Annotated in this window: 17 protein-coding genes, 1 tRNA gene and 1 riboswitch; of the genes, 13 read left to right on the forward strand and 5 right to left on the reverse strand. The window is 75.9% G+C overall.

The window, feature by feature from the left end:
- Positions 1–63: 63 nt before the first annotated feature.
- From lhgO to ABZ641_RS05445, 5 genes are all read left to right on the forward strand, one after another.
- On the forward strand, positions 64–1,335 hold the full coding sequence (gene lhgO / locus ABZ641_RS05425) for an L-2-hydroxyglutarate oxidase (RefSeq protein WP_359979360.1): 1,272 nt from the start codon (positions 64–66) through the stop codon (positions 1,333–1,335).
- 50 nt (positions 1,336–1,385) lie between these two features.
- Complete coding sequence (trmB, locus tag ABZ641_RS05430; protein WP_359979362.1) at positions 1,386–2,216, forward strand: tRNA (guanosine(46)-N7)-methyltransferase TrmB; 831 nt, start codon at positions 1,386–1,388, stop codon at positions 2,214–2,216.
- Positions 2,217–2,356: 140 nt separating this feature from the next.
- The gene (locus tag ABZ641_RS05435) at positions 2,357–3,628 is read left to right on the forward strand and encodes a PrsW family intramembrane metalloprotease (RefSeq protein ID WP_359979364.1); all 1,272 of its coding nucleotides are present in this window, start codon (positions 2,357–2,359) and stop codon (positions 3,626–3,628) included.
- A gap of 77 nt (positions 3,629–3,705) precedes the next feature.
- Positions 3,706–3,779 (forward strand) — tRNA-Met (locus ABZ641_RS05440).
- A gap of 512 nt (positions 3,780–4,291) precedes the next feature.
- Positions 4,292–5,335 carry a hypothetical protein gene (locus ABZ641_RS05445; protein ID WP_344628296.1) on the forward strand — a complete coding sequence of 348 codons (1,044 nt, stop codon included), beginning with the start codon at positions 4,292–4,294 and terminating at the stop codon, positions 5,333–5,335.
- Here the strand turns inward: ABZ641_RS05445 and ABZ641_RS05450 are convergent.
- The 3 genes from ABZ641_RS05450 to ABZ641_RS05460 form a co-directional block, all read right to left on the reverse strand.
- On the reverse strand, positions 5,299–6,009 hold the full coding sequence (locus ABZ641_RS05450; protein ID WP_359979367.1) for a hypothetical protein: 711 nt from the start codon (positions 6,007–6,009) through the stop codon (positions 5,299–5,301). The genes ABZ641_RS05445 and ABZ641_RS05450 overlap by 37 nt on opposite strands.
- Positions 6,010–6,145: 136 nt before the next feature.
- Complete coding sequence (locus tag ABZ641_RS05455; protein WP_359979370.1) at positions 6,146–6,874, reverse strand: sensor domain-containing protein; 729 nt, start codon at positions 6,872–6,874, stop codon at positions 6,146–6,148.
- A gap of 83 nt (positions 6,875–6,957) precedes the next feature.
- Positions 6,958–7,572 (reverse strand): GNAT family protein, encoded by a 615-nt coding sequence (locus ABZ641_RS05460; protein ID WP_359979372.1) that lies wholly within the window; start codon positions 7,570–7,572, stop codon positions 6,958–6,960.
- Positions 7,573–7,668: 96 nt separating this feature from the next.
- Between ABZ641_RS05460 and ABZ641_RS05465 the strand changes: the two genes are divergently transcribed.
- A complete protein-coding gene (locus ABZ641_RS05465) occupies positions 7,669–8,550 on the forward strand; it encodes a hypothetical protein (protein ID WP_359979375.1) in 882 nt (293 codons plus the stop codon).
- Between the two features lie 31 nt (positions 8,551–8,581).
- Here the strand turns inward: ABZ641_RS05465 and ABZ641_RS05470 are convergent, their stop codons facing one another.
- Positions 8,582–9,352, reverse strand: coding sequence for a M23 family metallopeptidase (locus ABZ641_RS05470; RefSeq protein WP_359979377.1), 771 nt, complete (start codon positions 9,350–9,352; stop codon positions 8,582–8,584).
- 7 nt (positions 9,353–9,359) lie between these two features.
- Positions 9,360–9,522: riboswitch (cyclic di-AMP (ydaO/yuaA leader) on the reverse strand.
- A 225-nt stretch (positions 9,523–9,747) separates the two neighbouring features.
- Between ABZ641_RS05470 and ABZ641_RS05475 the strand changes: the two genes are divergently transcribed.
- Entirely contained in the window at positions 9,748–10,038 is a 291-nt protein-coding gene (locus ABZ641_RS05475; protein ID WP_263104195.1) for a YiaA/YiaB family inner membrane protein, read from the forward strand.
- Between the two features lie 26 nt (positions 10,039–10,064).
- Here the strand turns inward: ABZ641_RS05475 and ABZ641_RS05480 are convergent, their stop codons facing one another.
- Positions 10,065–10,274: a 4-oxalocrotonate tautomerase family protein gene (locus ABZ641_RS05480; RefSeq protein WP_344628302.1), complete on the reverse strand. Its 210-nt coding sequence runs from the start codon at positions 10,272–10,274 to the stop codon at positions 10,065–10,067.
- 148 nt (positions 10,275–10,422) lie between these two features.
- On the opposite strand from ABZ641_RS05480, the gene ABZ641_RS05485 reads away from it, so the two are divergent.
- From ABZ641_RS05485 to ABZ641_RS05510, 6 genes are all read left to right on the forward strand, one after another.
- The gene (locus ABZ641_RS05485) at positions 10,423–11,259 is read left to right on the forward strand and encodes an alpha/beta hydrolase (RefSeq protein ID WP_344628303.1); all 837 of its coding nucleotides are present in this window, start codon (positions 10,423–10,425) and stop codon (positions 11,257–11,259) included.
- On the forward strand, positions 11,259–11,825 hold the full coding sequence (locus ABZ641_RS05490; RefSeq protein WP_344628304.1) for a TetR-like C-terminal domain-containing protein: 567 nt from the start codon (positions 11,259–11,261) through the stop codon (positions 11,823–11,825). The genes ABZ641_RS05485 and ABZ641_RS05490 overlap by 1 nt, the downstream gene beginning before the upstream one ends.
- A gap of 56 nt (positions 11,826–11,881) precedes the next feature.
- Entirely contained in the window at positions 11,882–12,052 is a 171-nt protein-coding gene (locus ABZ641_RS05495) for a hypothetical protein (protein ID WP_344628305.1), read from the forward strand.
- A gap of 195 nt (positions 12,053–12,247) precedes the next feature.
- Complete coding sequence (locus tag ABZ641_RS05500; protein WP_344628306.1) at positions 12,248–12,673, forward strand: PaaI family thioesterase; 426 nt, start codon at positions 12,248–12,250, stop codon at positions 12,671–12,673.
- A gap of 140 nt (positions 12,674–12,813) precedes the next feature.
- Entirely contained in the window at positions 12,814–13,029 is a 216-nt protein-coding gene (locus tag ABZ641_RS05505) for a hypothetical protein (protein ID WP_344628307.1), read from the forward strand.
- Between the two features lie 112 nt (positions 13,030–13,141).
- On the forward strand, positions 13,142–14,123 hold a 982-nt coding region (locus tag ABZ641_RS05510; protein ID WP_359979385.1), incomplete at its 3' end, for a sensor histidine kinase.

The following is a 14,123-nucleotide window of genomic DNA, read 5'->3' on the forward strand; positions in this document are numbered from 1 at the left end:
TCTCGGTGGGCCACTGTCGTGGCACGATCGCTGCGGCGGGGGCAGCCGAGCGAAGGGGCCGAGGTGCGCTACGACGTCGACGTTCTGGTGGTGGGGGGCGGCATCGTCGGCCTGTCCACGGCATACGCGCTGACCCGGGCGCAGCCCGGCGTGCAGGTCGCGGTGCTGGAGAAGGAGCAGGCCCTCGCCGCGCACCAGACCGGCCGCAACAGCGGGGTGATCCACAGCGGGGTGTACTACCGGCCGGGTTCGTTGAAGGCCCGGTACGCGACCGGCGGCGCCGCGGAGATGGTGGAGTTCTGCCGCGAGCAGGGCATCCCGCACGAGGTGACCGGCAAGCTGATCGTCGCCACGTCGGCCGAGGAGCTGCCGCGGCTGGCCGCGCTGGCGGAGCGCGGCCGCGCCAACGGCATCCCGGTGGCCGAGCTGGACGCGGCGGGCATCGCCGGGTACGAGCCGGAGGTCCGCGGGGTGGCGGGCCTGCACGTCGGTACGACCGGCATCTGCGACTTCCCGGCGGTGGCCCGCCGGTACGCGGAGCTCGCCGGGGAGAAGGGCGCGGTGCTGCACACCGGGACGGAGTTGCGCGCGGTGGCCCGCCGTGCGGACGGGGTGACGGTGCAGACCTCGGCGGGGGAGGTCCGCTGCGGGGTGCTGGTGAACTGCGCGGGCCTGCACGGCGACCGGGTGGCGCGGCTCGCAGGGGACGACCCGGGGGTGCGGATCGTCCCGTTCCGCGGCGAGTACTACGAGCTGGCCGAGCACCGGCGGGGCCTCGTCCGGGGCCTGGTCTACCCGGTGCCGGACCCGGCCTTCCCGTTCCTGGGCGTGCACCTCACGCGGGGTGTCCACGGGGACGTGCACGTCGGCCCGAACGCGGTGCCCGCGCTGGCCCGGGAGGGCTACGACTGGCGCACGGTGCGGCTGCGCGACCTCGCGGGGACGGCGGCCTTCCCCGGCACCTGGCGGATCGCCCGGCGGCACTGGCGGTACGAGCTCGGCGAGCTGCACCGCTCGCTGTCGCGGAAGGCGTTCACCGCCGCGGTGCAGCGGCTGCTGCCGGCCGTGACCGCCGGGGACCTCGTCCCCGCGGCGGCCGGGGTGCGCGCCCAGGCGGTGGCCCGGGACGGCTCGCTGCTGGACGACTTCGCCTTCGCTGGCTTCGACCCGGACGACCCGGCCTCCGCCCGCCGGGCGGTGCACGTGCTGAACGCGCCCTCGCCGGCCGCCACCGCCTCGCTGCCGATCGGCCGTGAGGTGGCCCGGCGGGCGCTGGCGGCGCTGGAGGCCGGCGGCGGGGCGCCCTGGCGGGACGCGGCCGGGCCGGGGCGATGAGACGCGGGCCACGCCGGGCCGCCGGCGGACCCTCGTAGACTGGGGCGATTGTGACTGCCACCGCCCCCAGCCCCGAGCTGTCCCCGTCCGCCCGGCTCTCCGCCGCCCCGGCCGCGTACCCGGCGCCGATGTACCCGCACAAGGCCACCGAGGCCCAGCACCGGGAGCGGCGCATCCGCAGCTTCCAGCCGCGCCGCGGCCGGATGACCAACGCCCAGGCGGACGCCCTGGACCGGCTGTGGGAGCGGTACGGGCTGGCGATCGACGGCACCCCGCTCGACCTGCCGGCGCTCTTCGGCGACCTCCCGGTCACCCTGGAGATCGGTTTCGGTATGGGCGAGACCACGGCCGCGATGGCCGCCGCCGACCCGTCGTCCGGCATCCTGGCCGCCGACGTGCACACGCCCGGCCACGGCAACCTGCTGCAGATGCTGGAGCGCGACGGCTCCCCCAACGTGCGGCTCGCCGCGGGCGACGCGGTGATCCTGCTCCGCGACATGCTGCCGGACGCCTCGCTGGCCGGTCTGCGGGTCTACTTCGCCGACCCGTGGCCGAAGCCCAAGCACCACAAGCGCCGCCTGATCCAGCCGCACTTCCTGGAGCTGGTGCTGCCCAAGCTCGCGCCCGGCGCGCTGGTGCACTGCGCCACCGACTGGGAGCACTACGCGGAGCAGATGCTGGACGTGCTCTCCGCCTCGGACGAGCTGGAGAACCTCCACCCCGAGGGCGACGGCAGCGGCTGGCTGGAGCCCGAGGAGCGCCCGGCGGGCAGCGTGCCCGGTTACGCGCCGCGCCCGGACTGGCGGCCGCTGACGAAGTTCGAGCGGGCGGGCCTGGCCAAGGGGCACGTCGTGCACGACCTGCTCTTCCGGCGCCGCTGATCCGCCCGGCGGACTCCCGCCGGACCCGGTGGCGGCACCCCGCCACCGGGAGCTGACGGTACGTCACCCGCAGTGATGACGGGCACACGGATCGTCCCGGGGGCTCCCCCTCCGGCGGAGCCGTCGCCTACGCTTTCCGGGTGAGCCGTCCGCCCAGCGGCAGCCCGTCCCCCAGCACCACGGCCCGCACTGCCGCCGACGAACCGCCCGCGACCCCCGCCGGCACCCGGACCATCCCGGGGCCCCGGGCCGGCGCGGTCCGCCGCCTGCTGCCGCACTGGGCGCGGCTGGAGGCCCTGCACCGCTCACTGCACTACCCGGCGCTCTCCTCCTCGCTGGCCGCGTTCGCGCTGGCCGGCAGCGGGGTGCTGATCCTGCACCTGGTGCAGCGGCAGACCGGCACCACCGGCCTGCTGGTCGGGCTCGGGCTCGCCCTGCTGCCGCTGCCCTTCGTGCTGGGCTCGCTGGCCTGGCTCAACCAGACCGCGCGCGTCCCGCTGCGGCACACCCTCTTCTGCCTGGCCTGGGGCGCCTGCGCGGCCACCACGGTGGCCCTGCTCGCCAACGGGTGGGCCAGCGACTTCCTGGTCGCCCACCAGGGCAGCAGCCGCGGCGAGACGCTCGGCGCCGAGGTCGCCACCCCGCTGATCGAGGAGCTCTGCAAGGGCGCCGCGATCCTCCTGCTGCTGCTGCCCGTCCGCAGGCGGCCCAGCTGCCGGCAGGACCACAGCTGTGCGCTGCTCGCCGAGGCCGGCCCGGAGGGGTCGCACACGGCCGGCCCGCCCGCGCCGGTGCCCGCCGTCCCCCGGCCGCGCCGCCCGCGCGGCGCGCTGCCGCGGATACGGCCGCACCTGCGGCCGCTGCCGTACTTCCGCCCGCCGGTGCTGCTCGCGCCGGGTGACCGGGCGCATCCGCGGGCCCGCTCCAGCCCGCGGACGCTGGCCGCCGGCCTCGTCCTCGGCGCGATCACGGCCTGCGGCTTCGCCTTCACCGAGAACGCCCTCTACCTGGGCCGCGCCTTCACCGACGACCAGCAGTCCCGGCTGGACTCCATCGGTCTCGGCGAGCCGCCGACCCTGCGCGACTTCGACTCCACCGTGCACACCTTCGTGCTGCGGGCGCTGCTGTCGCCCTTCGCGCACCCGCTGTTCACCGCGCTGACCGGCCTCGGGGTGGCGATCACCCTCACCACCGGGCGGCGCTGGCTCTCCCGGCTCGCCGCCCCGGTGGGCCTGGCCGCGGCGATCGGCCTGCACGGGGTGTGGAACGGCGCCGCGGGTCTGGGAACGGACGGTTTCCTGCTGATCTACGGGCTGGTCATGGTGCCCGCCTTCGCGGCCCTGGTCTGCCTGGCGGTGTGGGCCCGCGCCCGGCGCGCCCGGCAACCCGCCCGCCCTCCGCTGCCGGAGTGACCGGGGGCGTGGACGGCGCCCCCGCGGGGAACGGATTTCCCTTCCGCGCGTCCGTCACGTAGTGTTGGGTTCACCGACGCGGGGTGGAGCAGCTCGGTAGCTCGCTGGGCTCATAACCCAGAGGTCGCAGGTTCAAATCCTGTCCCCGCTACTCAGTAGCACGAAGGCCCGGCAGATATTCTGCCGGGCCTTCGTCGTGTCCGGGCGGTGCCCGGGCGCGCACGGTCCCCTCCGGGTCCGCCCAGCCGGGTACCGGCGGTACCCGGAAAATCCATTGCCCTCCTCCGGAGCGCGTGCCTAAGGTGGCCGCACACTGAAAGGAGGTGATCCTGAGTTGAGTACCACCAGGATGCGTGAGGTGGCTGCTCGCTAGAGCCGCCCCTGCCTGTGCAGTGTGCGGGGCCCCAAGGGCCTCCGGCGGCAGGCGCAGACCCAAGCAGTCACCCGGCCCGCGGGCTCACCGGTACGTCCCCGGTGCCTCGGCCGCCGGTCCCTCGAGGACCGGCGCCGCGGAAGCAGCCCGCGGGCCGTCTGCATGTCCGGGCCCGGTCCGGGCCCCCGCCCGGAGCCCCGTCCCGCCGGGTGCGGTGACCTCCCGGAGTGACCGGCCGGTCCGCTACAGTCACTGCGGACCACAGGGGACCGGGGGCGGGGGTGGCTCGGGTGGAGCTGGAGCACGGCGGACAGCCGGTGCCGGCGGTGCGGATCGGGCTGGCCGGGGTGGTCGGCGCCGGGCTGGTCGGCCTGGTGCTGTACGCCCTGGCGAGCGAGCACGGGGTGCGGGCGCTCGGCGGCGGCCTGGTGGTCGCGGCGACGTTCGCGGTCGGCGGCGGCCTGCTCGGCTTCCTCTTCGGCATCCCCAAGCTGCTGACCAGCGGGGCCGCGGCCCATCCGGACGACCAGTCCGCGACCTCGACCGCGAGCTACGCCCCCAACACCAATCTGGAGCAGGTCTCCGACTGGCTGACCAAGATCCTGCTCGGTGCCGGACTCACCCAGATCGGCACCCTGCCGCGGCGGCTGAGGGAGCTCGGCGAGGCGCTCGCCCCGGCGGTCGGCGGCGGCCCCGGCGCGGCCGGCTTCGCGGCGGCCCTCTCGGTGTACTTCACCGTCCTCGGCTTCCTCGCCGGCTGGCTGCTGACCCGGCTGCTGCTCGCCCGGGCGCTGTCCGCCGCCGACCGGCAGACCCTCGCCGACTCGGTGAACCAGACGGTGCTGGCCGCCCGGTCGCTGAACTTCAGCTCCCGGCAGGTGCGGGACCTCTTCGAGACCGGCGTCGAGGGCCTGCGGGTGCAGGCGCTCGCCCTGCTGCAGGGCAATCCCGACCCGGAGAACCTGGACCTCGTCGTCTCGGCGATCGACCGGCACCTGTCGCCCTTCGAGCTGCTGCAGGCCCTGCTCGCCGCCAAGGCGATGCTCGGCGGCCCCGAGCTCACCGCGGAGCAGCGGGCTGCGCTGCGGGCGGCCGTCGCCTACAAGGTCCGCAACACCCGGAACGTGCCGCCGGACTCGCGGCGGCGGGCGGTCGCCGACGAGGTGCTGCGGCGGATGCCCGCCCCGGCGGCCGACGGCGACGGGCGCGGGGGCGGTTCGGACGGCCCGGACGGCGGTGGCCGGGACACCGGCACGGCCGGCGGCCCGCAGACCGCCGAGGTGCCGGCGATCCCGCCTCAGGTGCGGGCCCCCGAAGGTCCGGCCGCTCCCTGACGGCGGCGGACGGACCGCAGCCGCAGCACCCGGCGGTCCTGTCCGGCCGCACGCCGCACGGTGATCTCGCTGGCCACCCCGTGCCGGCCGAGCTCGGCCCGGAGCCCGTCGAGGTGCCGGCAGCGCCTGCCCTCCCCGTCGTGCAGCGGGTGGACGCGGACCTCGCCGGCCGGATCGGTCACCCGGACCAGTTCGAGCAGCGCCGACAGCTGTTCGTCGGGGCCGAACCGGTCCGGGTAGGCGAACAGCAGGTACGAGCTGAGGGTGAGGGCGAAGGTGCCGTCGGCGAACGGCAGCCGGGGCAGTTCGGCGGCCACGTAGCGGTGGGGGTGGGCGGCCCGGTCGGCCGTGAACAGCTCCCGGGCCCGGTCCCAGCTGCGCAGGTACTTGTCGTACCGGAGGTGGCGGGGGGAGGGGTAGCGCTGCGGGGTGCTGCACATCTGCGCGGCCATGGCGTCCCGGCCGGCGCGGGCCAGGTCGGCGAGCACGGCGGGCGGCACGGCGTACAGCGGATCGGCGGCGACCACCCGGCAGCCGAGCGCGCGGGCCTCGGCGGCGAGCCCGGCGGCGCCGCCGGGGCAGTCCAGCAGCGGACCGGACAGGCCGCGCAGCACGGCCCGGCTGAGGCCGAAGGAGGCGCAGTACTCGTCGAGCGGACGGGACGTCACCAGCACGGCGGCTCCCTCGCGGACGGGCGGTGCACCCGGGCGGCGGCCCGGGCGCGGTACGGCCTCATCGGACCACGGCCCCCGGCGGCCCGCATCCGGGCTGTCGGGGGCCGTGGGGGCCGCACCTTGAGGGGCAGTCGGCTCAGCGGCCGCCGAGCAGGCCGCGGGCGGCGAGCCGGTTGACCGCGGTGAGCCCGCGGACCAGCTGCGGGGTGAGCAGCACCAGCACGATGCCGAGGGCGCAGACGCCCGCGATCTGGGCCGGGCTGGTGACGTAGAACTCGTGGTGGCGCCCGGCGTCGGTGGTGAAGTCGTACACCCGGTAGCCCGGCCAGTCGGTGTACCGGGCGAAGACCCAGTGGTAGAGCGGGTACAGCGCGACCACCCAGCCGGTCACCAGGAAGGTCACGGTGACGGCGAAGCTCAGCACCGCCCAGGGGAACATCAGCACCTGGTGCAGCACCGCACGCCAGCCCGCGCCGTCGGCGAGCCGGGCGGTGACGGTGCCCCAGAAGCCGGGGCGCTTCGGGACGACGGGCGCGGGCGCGGCGACCGGCGTGCCGAGCAGGACGCGGGCCCGGTGCCGCTCCAGCGCGCCGAAGCCGCGGGCCTGCACGAGCAGCAGGGCCAGCACCGGCAGGCCGAGTGCGGTGACGAGCAGGCCGAGCCCGGTGCAGAACAGGGCGACGGCGACGACGAAGGCCGCGATCGCGATCGGCAGACCGGTGAGGACGAAGCCGACCTCCCGGTAGGTGGCGGCCGCGAACGGCGCCCGTAGGAAGCCGGGCCGGCGCTCGGCGGGCACGTCGCCCGGGTAGGGCGCGTCACCCGGGTACGGCGCGGCGGTCTGGTGCAGCGGTGCGGTGGTCATCTGTGGCCCCTCGGTGTCCGTTCGGACTGACGACTCCACGGTGCCGGAGCGGGGCGCCCGGGGTAATCCGGCCCACCGGCGGCTCAGGGGTGGGGTTCTCCCCACCCCCGTGCTGCGGCGGGCCGCACCCACTCGTCCTCCAGCAGCGAGAACAGCAGCGAGTCCCGCCACGCCCCGCGCACCAGCCGGTCGTGCCGGATCCGGCCCTCGGGCCGGAAACCGGCCCGGGTGAGCACCCGCACCGAGGCGGCGTTCTCCGGGTCGACCCGGGCGGCGAGCCGGTGCAGGCCGAGCGTCCCGAAGCCGAACCCGCAGAGCAGCGCGAGGACTTCGCCCGCGTAGCCGTTGCCCCAGGTGTCCCGGCGCAGCACGCAGCCGAGGGAGGCGGCGCGGGTGCCTTCGAGTTCGAGGACGGCCTGGCCGATCGGCGGGGTCCCGCCGTCCCGCTCGGCCGGGGCGACGGCGAGCCGGTAGACGGTGCGCGGGTCCTGCTCGGCCTCGTCGAGGGAGAGCTCGACCTGGTCGGCGCACTCCTCCTCGTCGCACACCTCGTACCCGAGGTGCCGGACGGTCTCCGGGTCGCCGAGGACGGCGTGCAGGGCGAGAACGTCCTCCGGGTCCAGCCGGAACTCGCGGATCGCCAGGCGCGGTCCCACCAGGCGGACCTGGCGGACCGTCCGGACCTGTTCGGCTGTCATGGCCGCCGACCCTACCCCGGCCGGCCCGGCCGCACCCCCGGCCCGCGGCGGGCCCGGGTGCCGCGCGCCGGACCCCGCACCGGCTACGGTACCGGCGTGGACGACGAAGACCTGCAGCTCATCCCCCGTACCCGCGCCGGGTCCCTGCTCGCCTGGGCGGACGCCGAGGCACTGCCCCCGGTACCGGAGGAGGCCGTCCAGCAGGTCCTGACCCTGCTGGAACTCGGCGGCGCACCGCTCCACGACGGCTGGCCCGAACTCGGCTCCGCCGTGGTCGAACAACTGCTCCACGAACGGCTCCACCTGTACGTCCAGCCGGAGGGCGACCCCGGCGTGTACGGCGAGACCGTCCGGCTGCTGATCGACCACCAGCGGGCCGCCCGGCGGCTCAACGCCAAGCGGCAGGAGCGGCTGCACGCCGAGGCGGAATGGCAGGGCGAACTGCTCGGGACGCTGCTGCGGCGGCCGCAGCTGCTGACCTGGCCCCGGCTCTACACGCTGCTGCTGCGGGCGGACGGGGTGGACACCGCGGACACCGACGCGGTGCGGGCCTGGCTGGACGGCTTCCGCGCCCTGGAGCCCGAGGACCGGGCGGCGGCGTACGCGGCCCTGGTCGACGGCGGCGCACTGGACCCGATGACCGGGGCGGACGCGGCACTCGGCTGGGGCGAGGCGCACCTGCTGTCGATCGGCATGGCGACGGACGGGGCGCGGCGGCTGCTGGAGTACGGGCTGATGCAGCGCAGCTACCGGAACCTGGCGGCGCTGACCGCGCAGGGCGAGCCGATGCCGTACGAGCTGCGGGGGGAGTTCGAGGACTTCGAGCAGGTCGTGGCGGACGTCGCGCTGTGGCTGTGCGGGCAGTGGACCGTCCCGGGGCTGCCGGCCCTGCTGCTCACCGACTACCCCGACCTGGCCCCCGAACCCGGCACCGCCGAACTGGAGGCCTACGCCGCAGCCCGCCAGGAGGAGCAGTAGGGGCGCGCGGGGGCACCCGGGAAAGGACTTCTCAGGGCTGGACGCCGTGGGAGCGGAGCCAGCCGAGGGGGTCGACGGGGGCGCCGCCGGCGGGGCGGATCTCGAGGTGGAGGCGGGGGGTGGTGACGCTGCCGGTGGCGCCGACCGTGCCGAGGACGGTGCCGCGCTCGACCGGGCCGTCGGTGACCGCGAGCCGGTTGAGGTGGCAGTACCAGACCTCGGTGCCGTCGGGCAGGGTCTCGACGATCCGGTAGCCGTAGGAGCCGGCCCAGCCGGCCGAGGTGACGGTGCCGTTGCCGACGGCGGTGACCGGGGTGCCGGTGGCGGCCTGGAAGTCGAGGCCGGTGTGCAGGTGGGCCCAGTGGCCGCCGGGGCCGTACTGGGCGCCGAGGGTGTAGCCGGTGGTCGGCAGGGCGAGGGCGGTGGCCTCGACGGCGGCCTGGGCGGCGCGGCGGGCCTCGGCCTCCTGCGCGGCGGCGAGGCGGGCGGCCTCGTCGGCGGCGGTGCGGTGGTCGGCCTGCTGCTGGATGCGGGCGAAGAGGGCGAGGCCCGGGTCGGCGGAGTCGGCGGCCTGGTCGGGCGCGCTCACGGCGGGTTCGGCCGCGGCGGCCGGGCCGGCGGCGGCCGCGGTCATGCCGGCGGCGCCGAGGGTGGCGGCCACGGTGGCGGTGACGCCCAGCAGCGGGCTGCCGCCCCTGGTCTGCCGGGGCATCCGGTGGCGGGCCTGGTCGGCCTGCTCCCAGGGGTGGTCGAGGAGCTGGGTGGCTGCGGCGGTGGAGTCCGCCGAGTGCGTCGACGCCACGGGGGCGCACTCCTTTCCTTCCCTCGCCGACCGGGTTAGCTGACGGGTTCGGAGCAGGAAGGTCTCCTACGGCTGGGCCACCGGCCCGGCCGATTCACCCCAAGGAAGGTGGTTCCCCGGCTCCCGTGACCACCGGCGAAGGCAGCCGCGGGATTGAGCGACACGCGCACGGTGCCGTGTCGGTACGGCGTTGCCGACCGCGCTGCGTTATCAAACGTTAATGCTAGGCACGCCTTGATTCCAAGCGTCTGCGACGGTGGATTCGTAAGGGCTACGCGCAGGATGGGCGATTTGCCATAGATTGTGAATCCGCCCCTGACGGAGGGTGATCGCCCCCCTCGGGGTGAGTATCCGTACTCATGCGGGCCGGTGCCCGCTCCGGGACCCTGCAAGGCATGAGCGCACCGATGCAGTCCCGCACCACGGCCGCCTACTACGTGCAGGCCGTCCTGTCCTTCGCCCTCGCCACGGCCGCCCTGGCGATCGGGATCGCCCGCCTCCCGGTGGACGCCTGGATGCGCGCCTTCCTGGCGGTCGCCCTGCTGTACGTGATCACGTCCTCGTTCACGCTGGCCAAGGTGGTCCGCGACCGCCAGGACGCCGGCGAGCTGGTGTCCCGGGTGGACCAGGCCAGGCTGGACAAGCTGCTGGCCGAACACGACCCGTTCCGGGCCGACAACCTCTGAGCCCCCGCGGGCCCGGCCCGCGGCGGTCAGCCGGCGGAGGCGGCCCGGGCCTGCTTGGCGGCGAAGGTCTCGCCGCCGGCCGCCCAGTTCTCGGCCGGGATCTCCTCGACGACGACCCAGACCTTCTCCGGGTCCATGCCGGTCGCCCGGGCGTAGGCGGCGGTGAGCTCGCGGGCGATCTCGGCGCGCTGCTCCTCGGTGCGGCCGGCCAGCTGCTTGACGGTGATGAGGGGCATGACGCCTCCGGTCTCTCGGTTCCCGCGGTCGCCGAAAGCTACCGCAGCCGGCACGAGCCGCCGCGCCGCCCTTGACGACTAAGGCTATTAGCCGTAGCTTTATGGCTACGGGCAATCAGCCGCGTCAGCGAGGCCAAGGAGGCCGGCCGTGAACGACACCCAGCACGCCCTGCAGACCCGCCACCTGGACGTCCCCGGCGGCCGCCTGGCGTACGACGACACCGAGCAGGGCACGGGCACCCCCGTCGTCCTGCTGCCCGGGATGCTCGACCTGCGGTCGGCCTACCGGCACCTGCACCCGCTGCTCACCGCCGCCGGACACCGGGTGGTCACCATGGACCTGCGCGGCATGGGCGAGTCCTCGGCCGCGTGGGACGACTACTCGCCGACCGCGATCGCCGGCGACGTCCGCGCCCTGCTCGACCACCTGGGCATCGACCGCGCCGTCCTGGTGGGCAGCTCGTACACCGGCGCCACCGTCGTCCGGGTCGCCGCGGACGCCCCGGAGCGGGTCGCCGGGATCGTCCTGGTCGACGCCTTCTTCGAGAACTTCCCGCCGAACCTGCTGCAGAAGGCCATGGTCGGCCTGCTCGCCCCGGCCGTCACCTGGTTCCCCGGGCTGTGGGGCGCCGCGCAGAAGTTCTACTTCCCGACCGCGCGGCCCGCGGACTTCGATGCCCAGCGGGCCCGGCTGGTCGCCGCGCTGAAGCAGCCGGGGCGCCGCCGGGCGGTCCGCGGCTACGTCCGCGGCGACTCCGCGCCGACCGGCTGGGGCGCGGACGTGCAGTGCCCGGCGCTGGTCGTCATGGGCAGCCGGGACCCGGACTTCCCCGACCCGGCGGCGCTCGCCGAGCGGCAGGCCTCGGCACTGCGGGGGCGTATGGTGATCATCGAGGGCGGCGGCCACTACCCGATGGCCGGGTACCCGCAGGCCACCGCCGACGCCCTGCTGCCCTTCCTGGCCGAAGTGAACGAGGTCGCCTGATGCCCCGGGCCGGACTGACCCCCGCCGCCGTCGTCGACCGCGCGCTGGAACTCGTCGACGAGCAGGGCCCGGAGGCCCTCACCCTGGCCGCGGTCGCCGGCCGGGCCGGGGTGGCCACCCCCTCGCTCTACAAGCACGTCACCGGCGGCCTCGCCGAACTGCGCCGGCTGATCGCCGTCCGGGTCACCGACGAGCTGACCGAACGGCTGTCCCGGGCGGTGCTCGGCCGCGGCGGCGACGAGGCGCTCGCGGCGCTGATCGACGCCTACGTCGACTACGCGGTGCAGTACCCGTCCCGCTACGCGGCCCTGCCGCAGGCACCGCAGGACGACCCGGCGTCGACAGCGGCGGCCGGCCGGCTGGTCGAGGTGATCCTGGCGGTGCTGCGCGGGTACGGGCTGGCCGGCTCCGAGCTGATCCACGCCACCCGGACGGTCCGCGCCGCGGCGCACGGCTTCGCCTCGCTGAGCACCGCCGGCGGGTTCCGGCTGGCCGAGGACGTCGCGACCACCCGGCAGCGGCTCACCGGGGCGCTGGTCGCGGGCCTGCGCGACTGGCCGCGCTGAACCGCCCGTGACCCGGCGGCGCCCCGCGCGTTGTGCAGGGCATGAAGAAGCGCAGCATGCTCGCCTTTGCCTCGCTCGCCGTCGGCGTCGTCGCCTCGCTGACCGCCCCGAGCGCCCACGCCGACGGGCCGCGGCACCGCACCGGTGACGCCAGGACGGTCACCGGCACCGAGCTCCCGGACACCGCCGCCGCCGAGCAGGCCGCCGAGGACGCCGACCTCGCCTGAGCCGGGCGGCCCGCCGCCGCCCGCCCCCGCTCCCCACGGGCCCGCGCCGACCGGCGCGGGCCTCCGTGCTGTCCGGGGCGGTGTGCCGGGCCGGGCGGGCGGTGTGCCGGGCGGCACAGCTCCGACCGGGTTGACGCGGGACGGGTCGGCGGCGGATGGTTCTGGGGCACTCCCCCCCCGCACCAGGACCGCGCCATGGACACCCTCACCGACCGCCTCCGCAGCAACCTCGACGGCCAGCCGATGCTGGCGACCCTGGGGGTGGAGATCGTCGAGCTGGCCCGCGGCCGGGTGGTGCTCGACCTGCCCGTGCGGCCCGCGGTGACCCAGCAGAACGGCTTCGTGCACGCCGGCGCCATCTCCACGCTCGCCGACGCGGCGGCCGGGGCGGCCGCCCTCTCCCTGATGCCCGAGGGCAAGGACGTGCTCAGCGTGGAGTTCAAGCTCAACCTGCTCAGCCCCGGGGTGGGCGAGCGGCTGCGGGCCACCGGCACGGTCGTCCGCAGCGGACGGACCGTCACCGTGGTCGGCGCCGAGGTCCGTTCGATCACCGGCGGCGTCCCCGGCAAGGAGGTCGCGCTGCTCCAGGGCACGATGATCGCCGTGGAGCACGCCCCGTGACCGCGGCCGGCCCGCGACGGCACGGCATCGTCACCGAATCGGGACACCGGATGCCGCCCGGCGGGGTAGGTCTGGAAGTGGACGGCCCGCACCGGCCCCGGTCCGGCGGCACCCGGCAGGAACACGGAGGACGTGGAGAGATGACCAAGACGGCCCGCAGCACCGCGCCCGCCACCCGGCTCATCCCCGGCCAGCGCCCGCCGGCCGAGCCGCCGTTCGTCCCGCCGGCGGCCGGTCCCGGCACCGGTCCGGTCTCCGCGCTGCGCCGTGCGTTCGCGGTGGCGCGCGGGCTGCGCACGCTGCGTCCCGTCCCGGCACGGGCCCAGGAGTCCTACGGCGAGGTCGACGGCCAGTGAGGATCGACGCGTCGGCGTGCGGTATTCCGCTTGATTGACGCGTTCAGATCACCGTTCTGGCGATCTGTTCACACATACGTAGGATCATCATCCTAGAATTCGCCGCGTGACGATGTCTCAGTGGTGCGCAGCGGCAGCCGTTGTCCTCGCCGTCCCCGCGGTCCTGACCGCCGCGAGGTACCGGGCCGTCACCCGCACCCTGCGCCGCCGGCTCGACGAGCAGCAGCACGAACTCGACTCCCTGCGCGGCCGGCTGGCCGGTGAGCTGGCCCGGCGCAGCGCCGAGAGCGCGGCCGTCCAGCGCGAGCAGGAGCTAACCGCCGGCACCCAGCGCGCCTTCCTCAGCGTCGCCCGCCGGATCCTGGTGATGGCCCACGACCAGCAGGCCGGGCTAGACGAGATGGAGCGCAACCACGACGACCCGGTGCTGCTGGAGGGACTGCTCAAGGCCGACCACGCCGCCGCCCAACAGGCCCGGCTCGCCCAGACGCTGGCGGTGCTGTGCGGGGCCCGGGCCGGCCGGCACTGGCCCGAGCCGGTCGCGCTGGAGGACGTCGTCCGCGGTGCGCAGTCCCGCATCCTGCCGTTCCAGCGGGTCGTCGTCCGCAGCCGGTTGGAGACCGCGGTGGTGGGCGCCGCCGCGGAGGCGCTGATCCACGCGGTCGCCGAGCTGCTGGACAACGCCACCCGCTACTCGCCGCCCAGCACCCAGGTGTTCGTCACGCTGATGCCGGTGCACAACGGCGCCGTGATCGAGATCGACGACGCCGGTGTCGGCATGCCCGAGGGCTCGGTGGAGAAGGCCGCCGCGGCGTTGGCCGGCGGCGGCGGGCTGGAGGTGTCCCGGCTCGGCGAGGTGCCGCAGCTGGGCCTCGCCGCGGTCGGCCGGCTGGCCGAGCAGTACGGGTTCCGGGTCACGCTCAGCTCCGCGCCCTCGCCGTACGGCGGTGTGCGGGTGGTCCTGCTGCTGCCGAACGCACTGCTCACCGAGCCGCTGCCGCACGCTCCGGCCGTCCCGGCCGCCGCGCCCGTCCCGTCCGCCGTCCCCTCGGCCCCGGCGACGCCGCTGTCGCCCGCGGCCCCCGCCGCGGCAC

This window comes from Kitasatospora sp. NPDC007106 (assembly GCF_040634455.1).
Lineage (GTDB): Bacteria > Actinomycetota > Actinomycetes > Streptomycetales > Streptomycetaceae > Kitasatospora > Kitasatospora arboriphila.